Origin of the sequence: Rhodococcus sp. YH3-3, from assembly GCF_001653035.1 — a bacterium.
Lineage (GTDB): Bacteria > Actinomycetota > Actinomycetes > Mycobacteriales > Mycobacteriaceae > Rhodococcus_F > Rhodococcus_F qingshengii.
In genome coordinates, this window is record NZ_BCWH01000001.1 from 430,518 (window position 1) to 453,695 (window position 23,178).

General features: G+C 63.2%; 16 protein-coding genes. 10 read left to right on the plus strand and 6 right to left on the minus strand.

The genetic code is table 11. From position 1 onward, the window contains the following. Positions 1-603: 603 nt before the first annotated feature. Positions 604-990 (plus strand): hypothetical protein, encoded by a 387-nt coding sequence (locus YH3_RS02090; protein ID WP_064443455.1) that lies wholly within the window; start codon positions 604-606, stop codon positions 988-990. Positions 991-2,554: 1,564 nt separating this feature from the next. On the opposite strand, the gene YH3_RS02095 is transcribed toward YH3_RS02090, so the two are convergent. Then, positions 2,555-2,974, minus strand: a complete 420-nt coding sequence (locus YH3_RS02095) for a hypothetical protein (protein ID WP_064442909.1) — start codon at positions 2,972-2,974, stop codon at positions 2,555-2,557. Positions 2,975-3,425: 451 nt separating this feature from the next. On the opposite strand from YH3_RS02095, the gene YH3_RS02100 reads away from it, so the two are divergent. Beyond that, positions 3,426-3,731 (plus strand): DUF4192 family protein, encoded by a 306-nt coding sequence (locus tag YH3_RS02100; protein ID WP_064442910.1) that lies wholly within the window; start codon positions 3,426-3,428, stop codon positions 3,729-3,731. 124 nt (positions 3,732-3,855) lie between these two features. Here the strand turns inward: YH3_RS02100 and YH3_RS02105 are convergent, their stop codons facing one another. Further along, entirely contained in the window at positions 3,856-5,295 is a 1,440-nt protein-coding gene (locus tag YH3_RS02105; protein ID WP_064442911.1) for an NAD(P)/FAD-dependent oxidoreductase, read from the minus strand. Between the two features lie 556 nt (positions 5,296-5,851). Between YH3_RS02105 and gltB the strand changes: the two genes are divergently transcribed. The 3 genes from gltB (at position 5,852) to YH3_RS02120 (ending at position 12,975) form a co-directional block, all read left to right on the plus strand. Next, the gene (gltB, locus tag YH3_RS02110) at positions 5,852-10,450 is read left to right on the plus strand and encodes a glutamate synthase large subunit (RefSeq protein ID WP_064442912.1); all 4,599 of its coding nucleotides are present in this window, start codon (positions 5,852-5,854) and stop codon (positions 10,448-10,450) included. Beyond that, complete coding sequence (locus tag YH3_RS02115; protein ID WP_064442913.1) at positions 10,443-11,894, plus strand: glutamate synthase subunit beta; 1,452 nt, start codon at positions 10,443-10,445, stop codon at positions 11,892-11,894. Before gltB ends, YH3_RS02115 begins: the two co-directional genes overlap by 8 nt. 184 nt (positions 11,895-12,078) lie before the next feature. Next, a complete protein-coding gene (locus tag YH3_RS02120; protein ID WP_007735797.1) occupies positions 12,079-12,975 on the plus strand; it encodes a cutinase family protein in 897 nt (298 codons plus the stop codon). Here YH3_RS02120 and YH3_RS36510 read toward each other — a convergent pair whose 3' ends face one another. Further along, the gene (locus tag YH3_RS36510) at positions 12,976-13,293 is read right to left on the minus strand and encodes a DUF732 domain-containing protein (protein ID WP_238592505.1); all 318 of its coding nucleotides are present in this window, start codon (positions 13,291-13,293) and stop codon (positions 12,976-12,978) included. 418 nt (positions 13,294-13,711) lie between these two features. Here YH3_RS36510 and YH3_RS02130 point away from each other — a divergent pair, with 418 nt between their 5' ends. Both YH3_RS02130 and YH3_RS02135 read left to right on the plus strand, forming a co-directional pair. Then, positions 13,712-14,584, plus strand: a complete 873-nt coding sequence (locus YH3_RS02130) for a hypothetical protein (RefSeq protein WP_064442914.1) — start codon at positions 13,712-13,714, stop codon at positions 14,582-14,584. A gap of 149 nt (positions 14,585-14,733) precedes the next feature. Next, positions 14,734-15,459 (plus strand): hypothetical protein, encoded by a 726-nt coding sequence (locus tag YH3_RS02135; RefSeq protein WP_042453658.1) that lies wholly within the window; start codon positions 14,734-14,736, stop codon positions 15,457-15,459. A gap of 1 nt (position 15,460) precedes the next feature. On the opposite strand, the gene YH3_RS02140 is transcribed toward YH3_RS02135, so the two are convergent. Continuing rightward, positions 15,461-16,363 carry an SDR family NAD(P)-dependent oxidoreductase gene (locus tag YH3_RS02140; protein WP_003943614.1) on the minus strand — a complete coding sequence of 301 codons (903 nt, stop codon included), beginning with the start codon at positions 16,361-16,363 and terminating at the stop codon, positions 15,461-15,463. A gap of 71 nt (positions 16,364-16,434) precedes the next feature. Here YH3_RS02140 and YH3_RS02145 point away from each other — a divergent pair, with 71 nt between their 5' ends. Continuing rightward, positions 16,435-16,725, plus strand: coding sequence for a putative quinol monooxygenase (locus tag YH3_RS02145; RefSeq protein WP_003943546.1), 291 nt, complete (start codon positions 16,435-16,437; stop codon positions 16,723-16,725). A 174-nt stretch (positions 16,726-16,899) separates the two neighbouring features. Further along, positions 16,900-18,519, plus strand: a complete 1,620-nt coding sequence (locus YH3_RS02150; RefSeq protein ID WP_042453342.1) for an ABC transporter substrate-binding protein — start codon at positions 16,900-16,902, stop codon at positions 18,517-18,519. A 73-nt stretch (positions 18,520-18,592) separates the two neighbouring features. Here the strand turns inward: YH3_RS02150 and YH3_RS02155 are convergent, their stop codons facing one another. Continuing rightward, entirely contained in the window at positions 18,593-20,905 is a 2,313-nt protein-coding gene (locus YH3_RS02155; protein WP_064442915.1) for a pyruvate dehydrogenase, read from the minus strand. 292 nt (positions 20,906-21,197) lie between these two features. Beyond that, complete coding sequence (locus YH3_RS34820) at positions 21,198-21,518, minus strand: UBP-type zinc finger domain-containing protein (RefSeq protein ID WP_003943615.1); 321 nt, start codon at positions 21,516-21,518, stop codon at positions 21,198-21,200. 26 nt (positions 21,519-21,544) lie between these two features. Between YH3_RS34820 and YH3_RS02160 the strand changes: the two genes are divergently transcribed. Continuing rightward, the gene (locus tag YH3_RS02160; protein WP_030536674.1) at positions 21,545-23,140 is read left to right on the plus strand and encodes a Na+/H+ antiporter; all 1,596 of its coding nucleotides are present in this window, start codon (positions 21,545-21,547) and stop codon (positions 23,138-23,140) included. The last annotated feature ends 38 nt before the right edge of the window (positions 23,141-23,178 follow it).

Below are 23,178 nucleotides of genomic sequence, written 5' to 3' on the forward strand. Positions count from 1 at the left end.
GTCTCACAGACGGCCGGTGGGCGGACCGGGATCACAGTAGGAGGTGTGCCCTGCGGGACTGTCAGCCGTTTGTTTATCGGCGTTTACTCGTTCCGGGCAGACCGCCGGAAACGACGAAGCGGATCCCTCCGGCCGGGGCCGGCCTTCCGCAATGCGGAACTTTCTTCGCGACAGGAAGAGGCTTCGGACCTAGCCGCACGTACAACTGCCGGCGCAGTCGACGAGCTTCGGCAACCAGTTCGCGCTCACGCTCGGAGAGTGGACGAGCAGATGCGACGTCGGTCGCCGTTCGTAAGAACTGCTCCACCTGCTTCAACTCGGCACGTGCAACCCTCTGGCGTTTGCTTTCACTTGGCGGCTCTACCGAATTTTGCTTCTTCCGTCGTCGGCCCATATCGGATGCTCTCATACCTCTCCGACACCTTGGGTCAGCTTGCATTGCGTATAGCTGCGCCGGCATCGCGAGAAGTATCAAATCAATTCGCCAATGCCGCAGGCGTATCGCGAAGGACGTTGACTTGCCAGCAGAAATGATGAAGGTGCGGCAAGGTAAGTTTTCGGCGAACCCAGTGGACCACTGATCAGAACGAGGAAGTGACGTACGTGGCTAAAGATGGTTGGGAATTTTGGCGGGTCAGCAATGCGTCGAGCGGCGCACTGGAATGGCTCGCCGTCACGCGACCGGGCGCACGCGCTGCGATCGACCGCGAAAAAGTGTGGACGCTGCTGCCGAAAAGCCGCATGTTCATCGCAAACTGGTTCCTGACCGCCGACTTCGGACGAGAAGACGACGCGAACGAATGGGTGTACGAGAACATCGACTCCACCGAAGCACGGGAGGTCGCACTGGAGGTACCGGAGCCATCGACCGCGATCGTGACCCGATTGACCCACCCCGAGTCGTCCCTAACACTGAATCAGATCGATCGGCACCCCGTGGACAAACTCCTAGGCAAGCGAGTAGCAGACAAACTCGAGAACCGTAACTGACCTACCGGCGAACCGTCCGCCGCGGACGAACCCCGGTCATTTACCGCCCATCACACCAAAATTCAGGAAGAGTGCGGTACCTCGTTGAAACATTCGACTTCCAGACCCGTACCGCCCCTCAGTCTCGTGATATCAGTGCAACTCTTGATATCAGTGCAAACCAACTGATGGTTTGATTTCTGAAATATTCCACGCTGACAATTCGGCTGTATCGAGGGCGGGATTGGTGGCGATTAAGCGAAGTCAGAACTGACTCCACCATGTGGCAAATGCGTTCCAGGCTGTGCTGACCCACCCCCAGACGGGAGGCATGACAAACAGGTCAGGTAAGTATCCGATCATCGTTGGTCTCCTCAGAGTGGATTCCGCCAGGCGGCCAGTGGCAGCAAGAATGCGTACCAGAACAGCACTTCTTCGGGAAAATCAGGTAGGCGTCCGATCATGCATCTCTCCTCCCCCCGACTTACTTCGTTCATCGCGCCTGATAGTGGTGCGTTACAGTGCCGGTTCTGGACAAGGGAAGTCTTCCGGCCAAAACACGCCACAGCGAAACCACCGCCCTACTCGGCGACAGGCGCACCTAGAGGTTCGGCCGTCAGGAACTAGGGACATCATCACTGTCGGACCCTGAACTATTCTTGGAACCGCGACGAGCAGCAGGTCGCCACTCTGACCTGACCGCAGCGAAAGCTGAAGTCCTGACCTGCACAAACCGTGCAGATCGGTCTACGTGGCGACCTAATCCTCATGACGACTGCTGGGCAGATCTGCCGCGAAACACGGTGGCGAGAACCCGCCAGTGCTTTGTTGTGAGGAGTGCCTCGCACGTCGTTGTCGGGGCACATCGCACCGTCGCCGCCCGCTCACTCCACCTGGTTTCGGCTGGAACAGCGGCGCATTCGAGATCGACGAGCACCGAAGAAGGTCTCGTGCTGTGCCCGCCGAGTACGAATGAGAGAGTACTCGACGGGTTCTAGCGGCTCGATTCAGCACAGAACCGGACCACTTCCGAGTGTCCTCTCTTTGCGGTGACCGCGGTGTGCCGGTTTCTTCGAGCGCTTCTCAGCCGAGTGAAACCATGAGGTCCGGCCTTGTGCAGGTTCTCACTGTGGACATGGGTAAGGAGTCCTTCCGCAACGATGTGAACCTTCTTGTTCATGTCAGGATGACGGCCGCGTTCATGTCAGGATGACGGCATGGACAGTGCAGAGGTTCCGTGTCGATCCTACGACCCGGATTTGTGGCTCTCGTCGGTCCGCAGCGAACTGTCGACTGCAATAGCGTTGTGCCGCAAATGCTCTCACCTTCATCAGTGTTTGACGGGTGCGCTCGACCGGTAGGAAGCGGCTGGGATCTGGGGTGGCCGACATATCGTCGAGGGGAAAATTGCGACCCTTCCGGGGACGACACGCCGCTACTTCGCCGGACGGCTCCGGTTCCATGCCCCTTCGAAAGCGCCTTAGAGACCTCCGGACCAAGGGCAGCGTCCTTGTGAAGCACTAAGTCTGGCAACGCCACGAAGGTTGTCCCAGCAGTTGCCGGTGAACGCGCTCTACCGGTTCGGTCAGGGGACCGTCCAGGCACCACCACCGGGCTGAATCATCACTGCCGGATAATTCGGCGGCCCGGTCGGCACTGTGACGGCGGCGACCACGATGCCCGCCCCTGTCTGGGCCTCGACGCTCGGATATCCGAGGTACGCGATGCCCGCCGCTCCGGTGGAGATGTTTCGCCAGTGAATGAAGACGCAGCAGTAGCGGTCTGCGATGAATCGGGTGACGCCCGGCGCCGCCGGATCGGTACTGGCGATGACGTACATGGCGCCCACAGAAGGGAGGCCGGTCGCAGTGACCGATGCCCCCACGACAGGAACGGGGAAGACGGTGTCGGTCGGTGCGGCAGCGGCAGGTTGTGCGCCGAAGAGCAGCGCGACCCCGATGCCGGCGACGGTCGATGTTCGCCGTAAGCCATGGTGTGATCTCATCGCGTACCCCTGTCTTTGGGATGGGATACCCGGCTTCAGCGCAGTTAACAGAGACGACGACCGGTAGAGGCTGCCACCGAAGTGGCGAGCGACGCAGAGCTGCCAAACTCACGATCTGGATCCACCTGACCGGCGACCGGCCACCTTCGGTGTCCCCTGAAATGAAATCCGCTGCGCTCCGTCCTGTGAAAAGCATTGATTTGTTTTCACTTCTGGCCTTCCGCTTCTCGTCGTCGGTGACCTGCACACAACCCCTGGCGGCGCAAGCGCCGGCCGGTGGCTCCGAGAAATTTTCGCCACTCGCACGCTCCCACCAAAATTTTCTCGGCCCGGGGGTGGCACTCCGGCCCTCATACCGACGCGATTCTCCTTTACCAGAAGGCGAAAAAATTGGCGGGGCACGGGGCCCGGTCACTTTCACAGCAAGGGGAACGACATGTAGAACATCTGTTTGAGGGCCGCCACCGACGTCTTGGCCGCAATCCCGGCATTGCTCGGATTCATTCCCGCCAATTCCGTCGTGATGATCGCTCTCACCGGATCACCGGTCACGCTCGCGTTTGTCGCGCGCGTCGGCACCGGTCCGGTAGCCGCCGGACTCGACCAGATCGAGGCAGCTCAGCGCGAGCTCGACAACATGGGAATCCACAGCATCCGCACCCTAGTCGCGGAATCCCTCGAGGTCGGAGCGGGGTGGTTCGACACCAACGGCGAGGTGCCTGACCAGCAATGCATGTCCTGCGTCTCATGCCTTTAGTTGCTCTGTCGTGGGTTCGCTTCGGCCACTGGGCCGGGCGTCTTCGGCTCGTCCGTGTTCGCCGGCTGGGTCAGGGGCTCCTCCGAAGGCGTTTGTCCGAAATGTCGTCCCCATCGGGGACGCCTCAACCCCGCGCCTTCAGCGCCGCCCGCGCAGCATTGAACCCACCCATCCCGTGGACCCCGCCGCCCGGGGGAGTTGCGGACGAGCAGAGGTAGACGCCCGGGGCCCCGGTGGCATAGGGGTCCAGTCCGAACCTGGGGCGCGCGATGATCTGCCGCGCCGTGTTCGCACCCGCGGAGATGTCGCCGCCCACGTAGTTGGGGTTGTACGCCTGCATCTGCGGCACATTGCGCACGTGGACGCCCACGATCCGGTCCCGGAACCCCGGCGCAAACCGCTCGATCTGACGCGTGACTACATCGGTCGCGTCGCCCGGATAGCCATGCGGCACATGCGCATACGCCCACACGGGATGGATGTCTCCGACGGAACGGGAAGGGTCGGCCAAGAACTGCTGGCCCAACAGAATGAAGGGCTTGTCCGGCATCTGACCCCGAACGGTCTGACGTTCGACAGCAGCAGTTTGCGAAATCGTCCCGGACAGGTGCAGGGTGCCGGCCTTGCGGGCATGCGGATTCGTCCACGGCACGACGCTTCCGTCGGAGTCACCGCGCACGGCGTAGTCGACCTTGTAGGCGGCGGTGCCGTAGCGGAATTTGCGGTAGGCCCGGGCAATGCGATCAGGCTGCCGGCCGTCGAGCAGGCGCCCGGCCGCATCGGGTGCGATGTCGAGCATGACGATGTCGTAGTCGGCGATCTGGGAGTAGTTGGTGACCCAGTTCCCGGTTTCGATGGTGCCACCGAGGCTGCGCAGAATCGAGGCGAGCGCGGCTGCAATTGACCCCGAACCACCTTGTGCCACAGGCCAACCGTGAGCATGGGCTCCAGCAGTGAGCATCGAGCCGACAGCGCTGGACAGGGGAAGGGTGAGCGTCCCGAACATGTGCGCCGCGACGCCACCGAAGAGCGCCCGCGCTTGTGGCGTCTTGAACATCCGCGCGAAACCCGTCGCGGGAAGCAGAGCGCCCGTCCCGAAACGCGCGAGCATCAGCGGGTGCTTCGGAACGTGCACGATCGGCTTGAAGACGTCCTGCACCAACTCGTCGAAGTTCTCGGAGAGGTATCCGAAGACGTCGAGCCACCTCTTACCGTCGACACCCAGTCCCTCAGCGGTCCGGTTGATGTCGCGCCACAGAACCCCGGCGGTGCCGTCGTCGAGTGGATGGACCAGTTGGATCTCGGGCCACAGCCACGTCAGGCCGTGCTTGGCGAGCCCGAATTCGCGGTCGAGTTCCTTGAAGTAGGGAGACGCCAAAGCTGTGGGATGGAAGGCGGAGCAATCGTCGTGGACGAGTCCGTCGACTATGTATTCGCTACTGCGGGTGCCACCGCCGATCTTGTCCGCACCCTCGATGACATGAACGTCGATTCCTGCGCGGGCGAGTTCGATCGCCGCCGCGAGACCGTTGGGGCCACTGCCCACCACTACTGCTGTTGTCATTTGCTCTTCGCCACCCGTCTTCTCAGGTGTGAGCCTACGGAAATTACAGCGATGGCATTCTGCGAGCAAACAATTCAGGCCTAGACCTTGGTTGATCGATCAACTTTTGTTACAGTTCGAGGCGCACTGGCCGCAGCTGATTCTTATCGCTGCGGCCAGTTGTTGCATTCATCGCCCATCGCGCCTGTTTCCTGCGGATTCGGTATCCTGTGAATCGGAACTTCTCTGCACAGACGCAGCTCCGAGATCTGTCGAGGGGCCTTCTGGCTCCCTGCATCGCCGCAGTTCAGAGCAATTATAGGGCGACCTTAGTTGCGCCCGTGCCGGGGTTCTGAATTATCGTTTTCGTTACACGGTTGACTCACAAAAGTTTCAACCGACCGAAGACTCACGTCGCCGGGTGCCAGAACGCACACCATCGCGTCTGCGCAGGGCGGCTACTTCGGTGGTACCGAACACATCGTCGTGTCGGTGCTTTGAAGGACTTGCATTGCAAGTTGATGGCCATCAGCGCTGCTGGTCGTCGGTGCATCTTTATGGCATACGAAGGCTGGGTATGAAGCAACTTCCAGGCCCCCAGGGCCTCTATCACCCGTCCAATGAGCACGACTCCTGTGGAGTCGCATTTGTTGTCGACATGCATGGTCGCCGCAGCAGGGACATCGTCGAAAAGGCGATCACCGCTCTGGTCAACCTCGAGCATCGCGGCGCTGCCGGATCAGAACCCAACACGGGTGACGGTGCGGGCATTCTGCTGCAGGTTCCCGACAAGTTCTTCCGAGCTGTTGTGGACTTCGCGCTGCCCGCCGAAGGCGCGTACGCAACCGGTATCGCATTCCTCCCGCAGGGCGATGCCGATGCACACGAGGCTGCTGCTGCAGTCGAGAAGATCGTCGTCGAAGAGGGCCTGAAGGTTCTCGGCTGGCGCGAGGTCGGAACCGACGACTCCTCGCTGGGCGCACTGGCGCGCGACGCGATGCCGACGTTCCGTCAGATCTTCATCGGCTCCGAGGGTGACAAGTACACCGGCATGGATCTCGAGCGTCGTGCATACGTGGTGCGTAAGCGCACCGAGCACGAACTCGGCTCCGAAGGCGCCGGCAAGGGTGGCCCGGGTAGCGAGACCGTGTACTTCCCCAGCCTGTCCGGCCAGACGTTCGTCTACAAGGGCATGCTCACCACCCCGCAGCTCAAGGGTTTCTACCTCGACCTGCAGGACGATCGTGTCGAGAGCGCACTGGGCCTGGTCCACTCGCGCTTCTCCACCAACACGTTCCCGTCGTGGCCGCTGGCGCACCCGTTCCGCCGGGTCGCTCACAACGGTGAGATCAACACCGTCACCGGCAACGAGAACTGGATGCGCGCTCGCGAGTCCCTGATCGACAGTGACGTCTTCGGTGGCCGCGAGAACCTGGACAAGATCTTCCCGATCTGCACCCAGGGCGCCAGTGACACCGCTCGTTTCGACGAGGTGCTCGAGATGCTGCACCTCGCCGGTCGCAGCCTGCCGCACGCAGTTCTCATGATGATCCCCGAAGCCTGGGAGAAGCACGAGAGCATGGACCCCGCTCGTCGGGCGTTCTACGAGTACCACTCGGCTCTCATGGAGCCCTGGGACGGACCGGCGTCGGTGTGCTTCACCGACGGCACCGTCATCGGCGCCGTGCTGGACCGCAACGGTCTGCGTCCGTCGCGTCTGTGGATCACCGAAGACGGCCTCGTCGTCATGGCGTCGGAGGTCGGCGTTCTGCCGATCGATCCGTCCACCGTGGTCCGCAAGGTCCGCCTCCAGCCCGGCCGCATGTTCCTCGTGGACACCGCGCAGGGTCGGGTCATCAGCGACGAGGAACTGAAGAACGAACTCGCTGCCGAGCACCCGTACCAGCAGTGGATCGACGAAGGTCTGATCCACATGGACGACCTGCCGGACCGTCCGTACACGTACATGTCGCACGAGCGCGTCGTGCTGCGTCAGCAGCTCTTCGGTTTCACCAACGAAGAGGTCAACCTGCTGGTCAAGCCGATGGCACTCTCCGGTGCCGAGGCACTGGGCTCGATGGGTACCGACACTCCGATCGCCGTGCTCTCGTCACGTCCGCGGATGCTGTTCGACTACTTCTCGCAGCTCTTCGCTCAGGTCACCAACCCGCCTCTCGACGCGATCCGTGAAGAGGTCGTCACCAGCCTCGGCGCGACCATCGGACCCGAGGGCGACCTGCTGCACCCGAATGCGGACTCCTGCAAGCAGATTGCGCTCCCGCAGCCGATCCTGCACAACGACGACCTGTCGAAGCTCGTTCACGTCAACGACGACGGCGAATTCCCGGGCTTCCGCAGCGTCGTGATCCGCGGCCTGTACCCCGTCAAGGAAGGCGGCGACGGTATCCGTCGTGCGCTCGAGGGCATCAAGTACCAGGTCTCGCAGGCAATCGAGGGTGGCGCACGCATCATCGTGCTCTCGGACCGTGAGTCCACCGAGGATTACGCGCCGATCCCGTCGCTGCTCCTCACCTCGGCCGTGCACCACCACCTGGTTCGCGAGAAGTCGCGCACCAAGGTCGGTCTCATCGTCGAGGCCGGCGACGCCCGCGAGGTGCACCACATGGCGCTCCTCATCGGCTTCGGTGCCGCAGCGGTCAACCCGTACATGGCTTTCGAGACCATCGACGAGTTCCTGCAGAATGGCGAGCTCGAGGGTCTGACCCTCGAGAAGGGCATCGCGAACTACATCAAGGCCGCCGGCAAGGGTGTCCTGAAGGTGATGTCCAAGATGGGCATCTCGACGCTCGCGTCGTACACCGGTGCTCAGCTGTTCCAGGTCATCGGCCTCTCGCAGGAGCTGACGGACGAGTACTTCACCGGTCTGCAGTCGCAGCTCGGTGGCATCGGCCTCGACCAGATCGCAGCCGACGTCCAGGCACGTCACGCCGTCGCGTACCTCGATCGTCCCGAAGAGCGCGCTCACCGCGAGCTCGAGGTCGGCGGCGAGTACCAGTGGCGTCGTGAAGGCGAGTACCACCTGTTCAACCCGGACACGGTCTTCAAGCTCCAGCACGCAACTCGCACAGGTCAGTACGAGGTGTTCAAGGAGTACACGACCATGGTCAACGACCAGTCGGAGCGCCTTGCCGCTCTGCGTGGTCTGTTCGACTTCAACATCGGCAAGCGGCCGTCGATCTCGATCGACGAGGTCGAGCCGGCCAGCGAGATCGTCAAGCGTTTCTCGACGGGTGCAATGAGCTACGGCTCCATCTCCGCCGAGGCTCACGAGACTCTCGCCATCGCGATGAACCGTCTGGGCGCCCGCTCCAATTCCGGTGAGGGCGGCGAACATCCGTCGCGCTTCACGCCGGACGAGAACGGCGATCTGCGTCGCAGTGCCATCAAGCAGGTCGCGTCGGGACGCTTCGGTGTCACCTCGCACTACCTGAGCAACTGCACCGACATCCAGATCAAGATGGCGCAGGGAGCCAAGCCCGGTGAGGGCGGCCAGCTTCCGGCTCACAAGGTGTACCCGTGGGTGGCCGAGGTTCGGCACTCCACGCCTGGCGTCGGGCTGATTTCGCCGCCGCCGCACCACGACATCTACTCGATCGAGGATCTCGCTCAGCTGATCCACGACCTGAAGAACGCCAACCCGCAGGCCCGCATCCACGTGAAGTTGGTCTCCGAGGTCGGCGTCGGAACCGTCGCGGCCGGTGTCTCGAAGGCACATGCCGACGTCGTTCTGATCTCCGGTCACGACGGTGGCACCGGTGCCACCCCGCTGACCTCCGTCAAGCACGCGGGCGCACCGTGGGAACTCGGCCTCGCCGAGACCCAGCAGACGTTGCTGCTCAACGGTCTCCGAGACCGCATCGTCGTGCAGGTCGACGGCCAGCTCAAGACGGGTCGCGACGTCGTCGTCGCTGCCCTGCTCGGCGGCGAGGAGTTCGGTTTCGCCACCGCACCGCTGGTGGTCTCGGGCTGCATCATGATGCGCGTCTGCCACCTCGACACCTGCCCCGTCGGTGTCGCGACGCAGAACCCGTTGCTGCGTCAGCGTTTCAGTGGCAAGCCGGAATTTGTCGAGAACTTCTTCATGTTCATCGCCGAAGAGGTTCGCGAGCTTCTCGCGGAACTCGGCTTCCGCACGCTGCTCGAAGCAGTCGGCCAGGTCGACATGCTGGACACCACGCGCGCTCTCGATCACTGGAAGGGAAGCAAGGCAGGCAATCTCGATCTGTCGCCGATCCTCACCCAGGTCGAGTCCGCGTTCATGGACCAGGACGTCCACTGCACCGGCACGCAGGATCACGGTCTCGACAAGGCACTCGATCAGCAGCTGATCGTCTCGGCCCGCAACGCACTCGACAAGGGTGAGGCGGTCTCCTTCGAGTCCGCGATCACCAACGTCAACCGCACGGTCGGCACCATGCTCGGCCACGAGGTCACCAAGGCGTTCGGTGGAGAGGGCTTGCCCGAGGGCACCATCGACATCACGTTCACCGGTTCCGCCGGTAACAGCTTCGGTGCTTTCGTGCCCAGCGGTATGACCCTGCGCCTGCACGGCGACGCCAACGACTTCGTCGGCAAGGGCCTTTCGGGTGGACGCATCGTCGTACGCCCGCCGCTGGATGCAGCGGAAGGCTTTGTCGCCGAGGACAACATCATCGGTGGCAACGTCATCCTGTTCGGCGCCACCAGCGGCGAGGCTCTGCTTCGCGGTGTCGTCGGCGAACGCTTCGCAGTCCGTAACTCCGGCGCCACTGCCGTCGTCGAGGGTGTGGGCGATCATGGTTGCGAGTACATGACGGGTGGAAAGGTGGTCATCCTCGGAGCCACCGGACGTAACTTCGGCGCCGGCATGTCCGGTGGCGTCGCGTACATCTACAACCCCGACAAGGCATTCGAGAAGAACCTCAACACCGAACTGGTGGACCTCGAGGATCTTTCGGGCGACGACTTCACCTGGTTGAAGGGCGCCATCGAACGTCATCGCGACGAAACCGGCTCCGAGGTTGCCACGCGCATCCTCGCTGACTGGTCGCAGCAGGTGGGTCACTTCGCAAAGGTGATGCCCCGCGACTACAAGAAGGTTCTTTTGGCCATCGCGGCCGCAGAGAAGGATGGCAAGAACGTGGACGAGGCAGTTATGGAGGCAGCTCGTGGGTGATCCAAGCGGCTTCCTGAAGCACACGTCGCGCGAACTTCCGGTTCGCCGGCCGGTGCCGTTGCGCCTGCTCGACTGGAAAGAGGTCTACGAGGAGTTCCCGAAGGAAACCCTCAAGACCCAAGCCAGCCGTTGCATGGACTGCGGAATTCCTTTCTGCCACAACGGTTGCCCTCTCGGAAACTTGATTCCCGAGTGGAACGACCTGGTCTACAAGGACCACTGGCACGACGCCATCGAGCGTCTGCACGCGACCAATAACTTCCCGGAGTTCACCGGTCGTCTGTGCCCCGCACCCTGTGAGGCGTCCTGTGTCCTGGGCATCAACCAGGATCCGGTCACCATCAAGCAGGTCGAGGTCGAGATCATCGACAAGGCCTTCGACGAAGGGTGGGTCAAGCCGGTTCGCGCCGCGCACGCCACCAACAAGAAGGTCGCAGTTGTCGGCAGTGGTCCGGCCGGTCTGGCTGCAGCGCAGCAGCTGACCCGCGCCGGTCACGCAGTGACGGTCTTCGAGCGGGCAGACCGCATCGGCGGCCTGCTGCGCTACGGAATCCCCGAGTTCAAGATGGAGAAGCGGCACATCGACCGCCGTCTCGAGCAGATGGAAGCCGAAGGCACCGTCTTCAAGACCAACGTCAATGTCGGCGTGGACATCACCGCGGACGAGCTGCGTGAGCAGTTCGACGCAGTGGTTCTGGCCGGCGGCGCCACCGCAGCTCGCGATCTTCCGATCTCGGGCCGCGAACTGGACGGCATCCACCAGGCGATGGAGTTCCTGCCGATCGCCAACCGCGTGCAGTTGGGTGACCTCGACGCTCCCACCATCACCGCTGAGGGCAAGAAGGTTGTCATCATCGGCGGCGGCGACACCGGAGCGGACTGCCTCGGCACCTCGCACCGTCAGGGTGCGGCCAGCGTCCACCAGTTCGAGATCATGCCGCGTCCGCCGGAGACTCGCGCCGAGCAGACTCCGTGGCCGACGTACCCGCTCATGTTCCGCGTGGCTTCGGCTCACGAGGAGGGCGGCGAGCGTCTGTTCTCCGTCAACACCGAGAACTTCGTCGGTGAAAACGGCAAGGTCACCGGACTCAAGGCTCACGAGGTCGAGATGAAGTCGGGTCGCTTCGAGAAGGTCGAGGGCTCGGACTTCGAGCTCGAAGCCGATCTCGTGCTCCTGGCAATGGGCTTCGTCGGTCCCGAGAAGCCGGGTCTGCTCACCGATCTCGGTGTCGACTTGAACGAGCGTGGCAACGTCGCCCGCACGTCGAAGTGGAACACCAACGTCGACGGCGTGTTCGTGGCCGGCGACATGGGCCGCGGTCAGTCCCTGATCGTCTGGGCCATCGCCGAGGGACGTTCCGCAGCCGCCGCTGTGGACACCTACCTCGAGGGTGTCACGGCCCTTCCGTCACCGATCCACCCGACAGCGGCTCCGCAGCGCTAGAGGCTCTCACAAAGCCGCACCCCACCGCATTCGGTGGGGTGCGGCTTTGTTTCTGCAAGCAATTCGCACGATCTGTAACAAACCTTCATCAATCGTGCATCGGACAGACACAACGCCCAGACAGTATGATTCCGGAGCACCGATAGTGGTGTATGGGTTGCTGAAGGTAAAACAGGGGAGTTTCATGCGTGCGAGGCGTCTCGTTGCGGTGTTGTCGGCACTTGCTGCGGCAGTAGTGGTACCGGTTGTCAGTGCTCCCGTGGCGTCGGCTGATCCCTGCCCCAGCCTGTACGTCGTGGCCATCCCGGGAACGTGGGAGCCCTCGGGCACCAGGCCCGGCGCCGGCATGCTCGCCCCGGTGACCAACGGGCTTCCGGGCTCCGTTCGCACCGATTACGTCACCTACTCGGCGACGGCCTTCCCGTGGGAGTCCAACGTCTACGCCAAGTCGAAGCAGCAGGCTGTCGACAATGCCCGCGGCATGATCGGTGCCATGGCTGCCTCGTGCGGAGACACTCGCTTCGCGATCGTCGGATACAGCCAGGGTGCCGACGCGGCAGGCGATCTCGCCGCCGAGATCGGAACCGGCATCGGCGTTGTTCCCCCGACTCGCGTCGAGGGCGTCGGTTTGCTGTCCGATCCCCGTCGTTCCGAGTCCGACGTCCTGATCGGCCCCGCTGTCGGCGGTAACGGTGCCAGTGGCCCGCGCATCGGTGGATTCGGTTGGCTGTCAGGCAAAACGGTGACGCTGTGCGCGGTCGGTGACCTGTACTGCTCGACGCCGAAGGACGATTTTGTGATGCGCCTGGCCGGATTCATGGCTCAGGCGTCCGATCCCACTCCGGCCAGTGCGCTCGCGCTGCGCGACGAAGCGGCCGTGATCGTCAACGATCTGATCACCGCAGGCGGGCTCCCCGCTCTGATGGCCCAGCTCGATCCGGGCGCGAATTCGCGTCGCATCGATCAGCTGGTTGACTTCTACGGCTCGCAGGTCCACACCGACTACACGCGTTACGTCGTTGACGGCGCAGGCAATTCGGCTACATCCTGGCTGCACGGCTGGTTGGCCGGCAAGGCCTGATCAGCAGTACGTCTGCTCCGCCGTGTCGACGTAGATCTCGGCAATGCGCTGCGAGGACATCGGCGTGATCTGTGAGTACACCTCGCCGACGGAGTTGAACTCCGCCAGCACTTCGGACCGAGGCATACCGTCAGCGAGAGCCTTGCAGGTGCCGTCGGCGTAGAGGATCTCGGCGGAATCCATTCCGGCGGGCGGGATCCCGGCCAGACGCAGAGCGGCGATGTACCGCTGCCCCTTCTCGCCGGCGTTCGCGACGATCTCTTCCGGTGAGCGGGCGTCGATCGGTGCATTGGCCGCTGGCGCTACCGGTAGCGACACCGGTGGGGGCGTCGATTCGACGACGCTCGGCGCGGCTTCCGGAGTTGCGGCGGGGGGGGGGGGGGGCAGCGCCCGACGTTGCCGCGATCGACGTGCTGGTGGCAGCAGATGTGGATTCCGCTGCGTCGCTGTCGGATTGGCTGCTGCAGCCGCTGAGGAGTAGGCCCGCTGCCGCGACGCAGAGGACCAGTCTGTTCGTGTTCATCACCCGTGAGTGTTACATACCGTACCGCTTATTTTGTCCGTTTTAAGGAAACTCCCTTTTGCCCTGTTTTTAAGTCGAAGTCCTGTGATATACATCTGTTCAGTTGTTACTTGTGAGTAGGAGCACACCGCAAAGACCTTGTCGGCGGCGGTCGAAACACAAGCAATGACTGCGAGTTTCGTCCCCCATCACATAAACGGCAGGGAGAAATCAGTGCAGAAATCTCACAAGAACGGCAACAGACGTCTCGGCACGCGCGTGGCCGTCATTGCAGGTACCGCAGGTGCGGTCCTCGCGTTCGCGGCGCCGATGGCCTCGGCTCAGGACCCGGTCGACAATTCGGTACCGGGCGCCGCAGTGTGTCCGGCTACTGCAGAATCCTGTGTGTCGGTTGTGGTTCAGAGCGGAACCTTCGACAACAACGGCTTCAACCTCCCGATCGGAAAAGGCGACATGATCATCGCCGCCGAGGCCGGCTCCGGTGAAGGTGAGTCCACCGTTCTTCTCCCGCGCGACGACGGACACCACGGTGTCTACTCCAAGCCGTTGACCGTTCCGGGTGGAGTCCTGGGAATCGATCTTCCGTTCGGCAATCTCTTCGGCCTGGCCGCAGTAACGGCCGAAGTGGAGGCAACGGCTGCGCCGACCCTCAACGGAATCATCACCGACATGGATCTGAGCATCCCGGTGCGGATGAAGATCAACAACGCGTTCCTCGGTGACAACTGCTACCTGGGTTCCGCGGCGGCGCCGGTGAATCTTCGTCTCGCGCCTGACCCGTCGGTGGTACCGACCTACACGGTGCTGCCGTCGACTGCGCTGAAGGTGAGCCCGGTCGGGAACGAGGCAACCGGCTTCGCGCTGCCCGCCGCCAGTGGTTGCGGACCGTTCGGAGTGCTGAACCCGATCGTCAACTGGCGAGCAAAGGTACCGGCCACGTCCGGAACCTCGCTCAGCACGATCTCCGACGCCTACCTGTACCCGGGCGGCCTCACCGGTAGCGATCCTCTCGACGATCTCGGTGGCGGAACAGGATCCAGCGGTTCCAGTGGCTCGAGCGGTTCGTCCGGAAGCTCCGGTTCCTGAAAACTCGGATGCCTTGAAGCAGCGGTGGTGACGGAATGTCACCACCGCTGCGGCGTCCGACCTGTAATAACCTGTGCCTCAGGGTGGGCGAAGGCGGACTCCATCAGGAGGACCTGCGCGGCCACGAAATCACAGGGGAGTCCTCAAACATGTTTCGAGACAGCGTTCTTGCGAGTCCGGTCCTGCGCCGGGGTGTGACAGCACTGGCAGTTGCGGCCGCGGCCACGATGTTTGTCGGTACTGCGGCAACGGCGGAGCCGGCGGCAGTCGTCGGTGAGGTGTCCGCGGACTCCATCGCGGCAGCCCGTGCACAGGCCATCGGAACGACGGTCACCGTCGTGGGAACCGCGACTACGCCGTCGGGAGTCTTCGAATCCAGCTTCTACGACAAGGGCTTTGGTCTCCAGAGCGGAAATTCGGGCATCTACATCAGCGATCCGAACAACTCCGGGATTGCTCTCGGCGATCAGGTTCAGGTCACCGGAGTCCTCGCGGATCAGGAAGGCCTGCTCGTCGTCCGCCCGACTGCCGTCGAGGTAATCGGCACGACCTCCCAGATCAGCCCGGCGCGACTGCCCCTCAATGCGATCGGTGAGGGTAGCGAAGGTCGTCTCGTGACGGTGTCCGGAATCGTGAGCGGACCCGTCGTCGACGATCTGCCGTACGGTCACAAGATCCTGGTCTCGGGCGCCGAGGGAAACACCGTCATCTTCGTCAACACACAGACCGGAATCGACCTCGATGCCGTCGCCGTCGGACGCCCGATCACCGTCACCGGTTTCAGTGGCCAGTACGCCAGCACCTACGAGGTTCTTCCCCGCTCGGAAGCCGATGTGCAGCAGGGTTTCACGGGCAGCCTGAGTTTCGGAAGCTGACCTAGATCTCGAACCGAGCTCCGACGCGCATCGACCCGGGAGACAACCGGCTGATCGTGCGTCCGAGCTTGGCTTCGACGGTCACGGGTACGACGGCCTTGTTTGTGCGAACCGCTTTCACGATGGCACTGGCGACTCGGTCAGGCGTGAAGTTGCGCTTGCGGTAGAAGTTGTCGACCTTGGTCTGGTTCTCGAGCTGCTCCTCGGCGGTGGTCCCGGCGAACTCGGTGGTCTTGAGGATGTTCGTGTGAACGAGGCCGGGGCAGATGGTGCTGACGCCGATGCCGTGTGGAAGCAGCTCTGCCCGTAGGCAATCCGAGAGCATGAATACCGCTGCTTTGCTTGTCGAATACGCGGTGAGGGCCTTCTGTGGTGTGTACGCGGCGGCCGAGGACAGATTGACGACGTGCCCTCCTGTTCCCCGGTCGATCATCATCGGGGTAAATGCCCGGCAGCCGTAGACAACTCCCCAGAAGTTGATGTCCATGACGCGCTCGAACTGGCGCTGCTCGGTGTCGGCGAACGTTCCCGAGAACCCGATTCCGGCGTTGTTGACGACGATGTCCGGTACGCCGTGATGTGCCGCGACGGTCTCCGCGAACCGAATCACGGCCTGTTCGTCGGACACGTCCACCTGATAGGCGTGGGCACCGCCACCGAACACTGCTTCGGCGCCGCCGGCTTGCGAAGGGATGTTTACAAGTGCCGCAGTGTCCTGCGCGCTTTCGAGATTGATGTCGGAGACCACGACGATAGCTCCCTGGGCGGCGAAGGCGAGGGCCGTTTCACGCCCGATGCCGCTGCCCGCACCGGTGATCACCACCAGCGTGCCGGTGAGATCGCGCAGTCGACGCTGCAACTTCGTTCCGCGTCGCCAGCCGGTGACGTCCTTCAGTAGCCCCATTGGTTGCCCTTTTCGTGTGTACGTTTGTGGCGTGTGTCTCTAGCTGACTTCCCCTCTGCGAAAGGTATCCGATGAGCGAGCTTCGTGTAGTTGCAACCATCCCGGCCAAGTCCGGTTCCGAGGACGACGTCCGATCGGCTCTGACAACTCTCGCGGAGGCGAGTCGGTCCGAGGACGGCTGTGTGTCGTACGAGTTGTTCGAGTCAGCGGCTGCGCCCGGCACGTTCGTCACGATCGAAACTTGGCGCGGGCAGGAGGAGTTGGACGCTCACATGCAGTCCCCGCATCTACAGGCCGCGCTGGCCGCTGCCGGACCACTTCTCGACGGCGCTCCGGCGATTCATCCGTTGAAAGGCGCCTGAATCAGAATGAATTCCTGACCTTCGCTAAGGGTCTGACCTGCGAATGTCGCTCGAAAACTGACCAATCTTCGCGCTCCATTCCACTGAGCGGGACCTGCGACTAATACCTGTGCCTTAAGTCACAAACTGTCTCGACAATGCTTCACATCACAGTTTCTGACCTGGAGGTTTTGAATGAGTCGCAGTTCTCGGCGCGGTCACCGCAAGGTTGCCGCCGTCGCGCTGGCAGTCTCCGCCGGCCTGTTCGTCTCGTCGTGCGCTGACAGCGGGAACGGGGGTGGGAGCGGCGACGCACCGGACTCCGGTTCGGGATTGTCCATCGGCCCGGTCAACGAGCAGTCCGGCGAGGGCGATCCGGTCAAGGGCGGCACCCTCACGTTCAGCGGGTACTCCGCCGTCACCAATCTCGATCCGGCGAAGACTCAGATCGCCGGTTCGGTCGCCGGTTCGGAGTTGGGCGCGATCTACGACACGCTCCTGCGGTACGACCCGGCATCCAAGGAATTCGTTCCGAAGCTCGCAGAGTCGATGGAGCCGAGTTCCGACTTCAAGACGTGGACCCTCGAACTGCGTGACGGTGTGAAGTTCAGCGACGGGACGCCGGTGGATTCGGCGGCCGTCTCGGCGAGCCTCAATCGCTACGTCACCAACAAGGGACCGCAGTCGAGTCTGTACGCGTCGAAGGTCGCGTCGGTAGACACTCCGGATCCGTCGACGGTCGTCTTCAATCTCGTCGACCCGTGGACCGGTATCGAGTCACTGCTCTCGACGGGCCCCGGCATGATCGTCGCGCCGAGCGCCCAGCAAGGTGATCAGTTCACCCCGATCGGCGCGGGTGCCTTCACCCTCGAGAAGTTCGCTCCCAACGAGGAATTGATCCTCGACGCTCGGGAGGACTACTTCGACGGTGCCCCGAACGTGGACAAGCTGCGGTTGATCAGCATTGTCGGTTCGCAGTCCACCACCGAATCGCTCAAGAGCGGCGGCACGGACGTCGCATACATGCGTTCGCTACCGAACGTGCTGGATCTGATCGACTCCGGCTACCCGGGCTTCGTCGACATTCCGTCGCTGTCGTACCTCTCGCTCGTCAACACGGCACCCGGTCGTCCCGGTGCCGACGTGCGCATCCGTCAGGCATTGGCGCTCGCAACCGATCCCGTCGCACTCGACAACCGACTCAACGAGGGCAAGGGTCTGCCCGGACAGGTCATCTTCCAGGACACCTCCCGCTGGCATAACGACGTCGCTCCGATCGGCGTCGACACCGCCAAGGCGAAGCAGCTTCTCGACGAGGCCAAGGCTGACGGTTACGACGGCAAGATCACATACCTGACGCTGCAGGAGAATTCGGCGCAGGCGATGGCTCTCGCACTGCAGTCGATGGCCAACGCCGTCGGATTCGATTTCCAGATCGAGTACGTCAACTCGGTTGCCGACGTCGTCAAGCGTTTGTACGCCGACCGCGACTTCGACATGGCAACAGGTTCCGCCAGCCTCGCGGAAGCCGATCCTTTCGAGCGTCTGTACTCCAATCTCAAGTCGGGTGGACGGAACAACGCCACGAGCTTCTCCGACCCCGAGATGGATACGCTGCTCGATCAATTGGGTGTCGCGACGTCGACCGACTCGAAGATCGAGGTGCTCGCCAAGATCCAGGAGCGCGCCAATGAGGTTGTGCCGTGGCAGGTTTACGGCAACACCCCGTGGCTCGGTGTGTGGGGACAGAACGTCCACGGCATTCAGCAGAGCCTGGACGGAATCATGTTCTTCGACAAGGCCTGGAAGAACTAGACACCTGAATGACTGAATGGACCCGAGAAGCGTCCCTGCGGGGACGCTTCTCGGCATCAGAGAGTGGGATAGATCAAGAAGTGAGATCGAGGGCGGCGCGGACGATGCTGTCGGAGTCGAGGCCGTGGTATCGGTAGATGTCCTCGAGCGAACCGACCTGACCGAACCGGCTCACTCCGAGCGCAGCACCCGGAACGTTGTTGATTCCCGTCAGGAACGCGAGGGTGTGCGGGTGCCCGTCGAGAACGGTCACCATCGGCGCGGATCGGCTACTCGGAAAGACCTGATCCAGGATCCACGACGGACCGTCCGCGAGACCGCGCCGAGACTGGAGTGCTTCGAAGAGCAAGCCGGGGCTGGTCACGCAGACGACGTCGGCGGAAATGCCTTGCTCGCCCAGTCTTTCGGCTGCGACCAGTGTTTCGGTGACAGTGGCACCCATGCCGACCAGGGTGACGGCCGGATCAGGGTTGTGCCGCAGTGTGTACGCGCCGGCCACCACCTGACGTCGACGGCGTTCTCGCGCAGCCGGATCGGTCGGTACCGCGGCCAGGGCCTGATCGACCGGACGGGTCGACAGGCGCAGGTACGACGAGCTGCCGTCTGGTCGGCCCAGGCGTCCGATGCTGTCGAGGAGCGTCCACTCGACGTCGACGGCGAATGCCGGTTCGAAACTGGTGCAACCCGGCTGTTCCAGTCCGATGGACGGGGTCTTGATCGACTGGTGCGCACCACCTTCGGCGGCCAAGGTGACGCCCGACGGAGTGCCGACCATGATCGACTGCCCTCCGGCGTAGATGCCGTACGACCACGGTTCGAGAGCCCGCTCGATGAAGGGGTCGTACATCACCCCGATGGGGAAGAGTGGCTGGCCCCAACGACTCCAGGTTGCACCGAGTTCGCCCATCAGTCCGACCAGGTTGGTCTCGGCGATGCCGAGTTCCATGTGCTGACCGGTGGGCTTCTCACGCCAGTGCATGATCGTTTCGGCGTCGTCGGCAAACCAGTTGTGCCGCTCGTCGGGGGACCACACGCCGACCTTGTTCAGCCAGCCTGCGAGGTTGGTGGTGGAACTGACGTCCGGGCTCAGTGTGACAACACGTTTCGCGGCGTCCGGCGCTTCGCGGCTCAGGTCGAGTAGTACCCGGCCCAGAGCTGCCTGAGTGGTGGACGTGCCGGAGGGCGTACGGCCGATGTCTTTCGGAACTGCCGGGGGCACCAGATGCTCCACCTTCGGGCGAGCCAGGCGCCCAGCGGTTTCGGCGCAGATGCGGCCGGACGGGCTGTCGGTCTCGAACCGTTCCCAGGGATTCGACGGATCCATGCCGAGTTCCGACGCCAGGTGCTCGAACTGCTCGGTGGTGAGCAGCGACGAGTGGTTCTGCGGATGACCCTGCGTCGGCAGACCCCGACCCTTGATCGTGTACGCGATGATCACGGTGGGACGGGTGTCGTCGATCTGTGCGTACGCCTCTCGCAGAGCGTCGAGGTCGTGGCCACCGAGATTGCGGATGGCTTCGAGCACCGTGGCGTCGTCGAGGTCGTCGATCAGCGCCGTGATCGCGTCGGCGTCCGCCGCGTCGCCGGGCAGTCTCAGACGTACCTCGTCGGCCGTGCATCGCAGCAGGCGCTGGTACTCCGGATTCGGCATGTCCAGGATTCGTTCGCGCAACGCGGTGCCGCCCGGCCGGGTGAACAGTGATTCGAGCAGCGCACCGAACTTCACGGTGATGACCTGCCAGCCGGCACCCGAGAACATGCGCTCCAGGCGGGTTGCCGCGATGTTCGGCACCACCCGGTCGAGTGATTGGCGGTTGAGGTCGACTATCCACACGATCTCACCCAGTTCGGCAACCGAATGATCGAGAACTGCTTCCCACACAGCGCCCTCGTCGAGTTCGGCGTCACCGACCAGGGAGTACTGACGCCCGGTTCCGGCGCCGCCGAGGGAGGCGTCGACGTATCGGCGAGCGATGGCGCCCCAGATGGGAGCCGTCGCGCCGATGCCCACCGAACCGGTCGAATAATCCACCGGATCAGGATCTTTCGATCGACTCGGGTAGCTCTGCAGGCCCCCGAATTCGCGCAGAGTCGTCAGGTAGGACTCGTCGAGTTCACCGAGCAGATAATTGATGCCGTGGAGCACCGGCGCCGCATGCGGCTTGACGGAAACCCGGTCGCCGGAACGAAGTTGGCCGAACCACAGCGACGTCATGATCGAGACCATCGACGCGCACGAGGCCTGATGGCCGCCGACCTTGAGCCCGCTGGGATTCGGACGGACACGGTTGGCGTGATGGATCATCGCGGTCGACAACCACAGAACGCGCTTCTCGATCTCCGCCAGTGACTCGGGAGCGTTCTGGTCGATGTTGGGGCTGTTCACGGCCGGTCCTGCCTTCAGTAGTGGACATCGATCACCGCACCGCCTGTACCCCAGATCGTGGGGCCGACGATGTGGTTGTGATGTTTGGCAGGACTTCCTGAGGCCGAACCGTTCGGTGCGGCAAAGTCCAGCCGCACCTGTCGATCTGTTGTGCAGATTCTGCGTCAAAGTCCATCATCGGCATACAGATTGGGCAATAGCTACCCGGTGGATTGAGCAATGTGCGCAACACCGAGGGCTGTGCGCCGTGACAGGTGGGCACTATGCGCAGTGCACCGCCAGTCGCGCGCGGTCAGTCCATCAGGTCGTGGACGTAGCACCAGCGCCAGGATTCGCCGGGCTCGTGTGAGCGCATGACCGGGTGCCCGGTTTCGCGGTAGTGGTTGGTGGCGTGCTGATGAGGGCTGGAATCGCAGCATCCGACGTGGCCGCAGGACAGGCACATGCGCAGGTGAGACCAGTTATCCTCACCCAACTCGGCGCACTCCTGGCAGACGCCGGGCGTCAGCGCCGCCGGGTCTGTTTCGGGCGCATTGGTTAGTTCCTCGCAACCGGTGGGAGCGGGTGCGGGCTGCTGTGTGCGAGCTGCTGCTCGCTTCAGGATTTTCTTCATCGCCTTCCATACTGCATGCTGCCAGGGTGAACGGCATATTACTGGGGGTTGTAGTAGCGGCGTTGCTGGTGGCGGCGGTCGCGCGAAGGTTCGGGCTGTCTTCGCCGCTGATCCTCGTCCTGGTCGGTTTGATCGCCTGTCAGATACCGGGTGTTCCGGAATTGGAACTCGATCCAGACCTCGTCCTGTTCGTCGTGTTGCCTCCACTTCTGTACTCGGCAGCACTGGACAGTTCATACCTGGCTTTGCGCTCGAATCTGCGTCCGATCGGATTTCTCGCGGTGGGGCTTCCCCTGGCGACGACGGCTGCGGTGGGCTTTGTCGCCTACCTGATCGTGCCGGAGTTCTCGATAGCGGCTGCTCTGGTTCTCGGCGCCATCGTGGCGCCGCCGGACGCGGTGTCCGCGAGCGCAATCGGACGCAAGCTCGGCCTGCCGCGCCGAATCATGACCCTGCTGGGCGGGGAGAGCCTGCTCAACGACGCCACCGCTCTGACGGCGTACAAGGTCGCTCTCGCGGCTGCCGTCGGTACGGGTGCGACGCTGATCGGCGGCTTCGAGACCTTCCTCGTCGCGGCGGTCGGTGGAACGGTGATCGGCCTCGCGGTGGGGTTCGTCATCTCGAAGGTTCGCGGCAAGCTCCAGGATCCGGTGATGGAGAGCGGAATCGGATTGGTGGTGCCGTTCTTCACCTACCTGGCTGCGGAAGAGGTCCACGCGTCGGGCGTCATCGCGGTCGTCGTAGCCGGATTGTTCCTCGGCCAGCGCTCCACCCGCGCGAGTTATGCGACGCGTTTGCAGGACACGGCAGTGTGGAGGGCCGTCGACCTGATCCTGGAGTCGTTCGTCTTCCTGTTGATCGGCCTCCAATTGCCCAGTGTCGTCAACGGATTGCAGGGGTACAGCACTTCGATCGTCGTCTGGGCGTCGGTTGCCGTTCTCGTGACCGTCGTGGTGGTCCGAATCGCCTGGGTGTTCCCGTTCACGTACGTACCGCGCTGGCTGTCGCCGCGTATTCGAGCGAGGGAGCCGGAGATTTCGGCGCGGGCGGTGTTCGTCGTGTCGTGGGCCGGTATGCGAGGGGTCGTGTCGCTGGCAGCTGCCTTCGCCATTCCGCTGACGGTCAACAGTGGGGAGGACTTCCCGGGGCGGTCGCTGATCCTCTTCCTGACGTTTGTCGTCGTGGTCGGCACGCTGTTGCTGCACGGCCTGACGTTGCCGTGGGTGATCCGTGTCCTCGGCGTGCAGGGGGACGAAGAGCAGTCCGACGCCCGCGCCGAGGCGGCAGCCCAGGATAAGGCTGCACGGGCCGCTGCGGCGCGGCTGGACGAATTGGTCGGAGCCGACGCCGACGACGTCCCTCAGGTCCGCAATCGTGCCGCGGACATCTTGCGAAGCTGGAACACCCACCGCGCGAACTCGGCGTGGGAGCGACTGGGACGCAGCGACGAGGATCTGGGGGAGAGCCCGTCGAACGCCTTCCGCTCGCTGCGCCTCGAGATGATCGATGCCGAGCGAGGCGTCTTCATCGCCGAACGCGATGCCGGCCGGATCGACGACGAGGTCCTCCGGAAGGTACTTCGCGAGCTCGATCTCGAGGAAGCGACGCTCGACCGGGACTAGACCGGCTGGGCTGCTGTCCACGAAGGGAACCGCTGGCC

What these genes read in the sequence shown, in the direction of transcription:
- YH3_RS02095 (WP_064442909.1), bottom strand. Translation starts at nt 2,974, where the DNA reads ATGAGATCACACCATGGCTTACGGCGAACATCGACCGTCGCCGGCATC.
- YH3_RS02120 (WP_007735797.1), top strand. Translation starts at nt 12,079, where the DNA reads ATGCGTGCGAGGCGTCTCGTTGCGGTGTTGTCGGCACTTGCTGCGGCA.
- YH3_RS02145 (WP_003943546.1), top strand. Translation starts at nt 16,435, where the DNA reads ATGAGCGAGCTTCGTGTAGTTGCAACCATCCCGGCCAAGTCCGGTTCC.
- YH3_RS02150 (WP_042453342.1), top strand. Translation starts at nt 16,900, where the DNA reads ATGAGTCGCAGTTCTCGGCGCGGTCACCGCAAGGTTGCCGCCGTCGCG.
- gltB (WP_064442912.1), top strand. Translation starts at nt 5,852, where the DNA reads ATGAAGCAACTTCCAGGCCCCCAGGGCCTCTATCACCCGTCCAATGAG.
- YH3_RS34820 (WP_003943615.1), bottom strand. Translation starts at nt 21,518, where the DNA reads ATGAAGAAAATCCTGAAGCGAGCAGCAGCTCGCACACAGCAGCCCGCA.
- YH3_RS02135 (WP_042453658.1), top strand. Translation starts at nt 14,734, where the DNA reads ATGTTTCGAGACAGCGTTCTTGCGAGTCCGGTCCTGCGCCGGGGTGTG.
- YH3_RS02105 (WP_064442911.1), bottom strand. Translation starts at nt 5,295, where the DNA reads ATGACAACAGCAGTAGTGGTGGGCAGTGGCCCCAACGGTCTCGCGGCG.
- YH3_RS02140 (WP_003943614.1), bottom strand. Translation starts at nt 16,363, where the DNA reads ATGGGGCTACTGAAGGACGTCACCGGCTGGCGACGCGGAACGAAGTTG.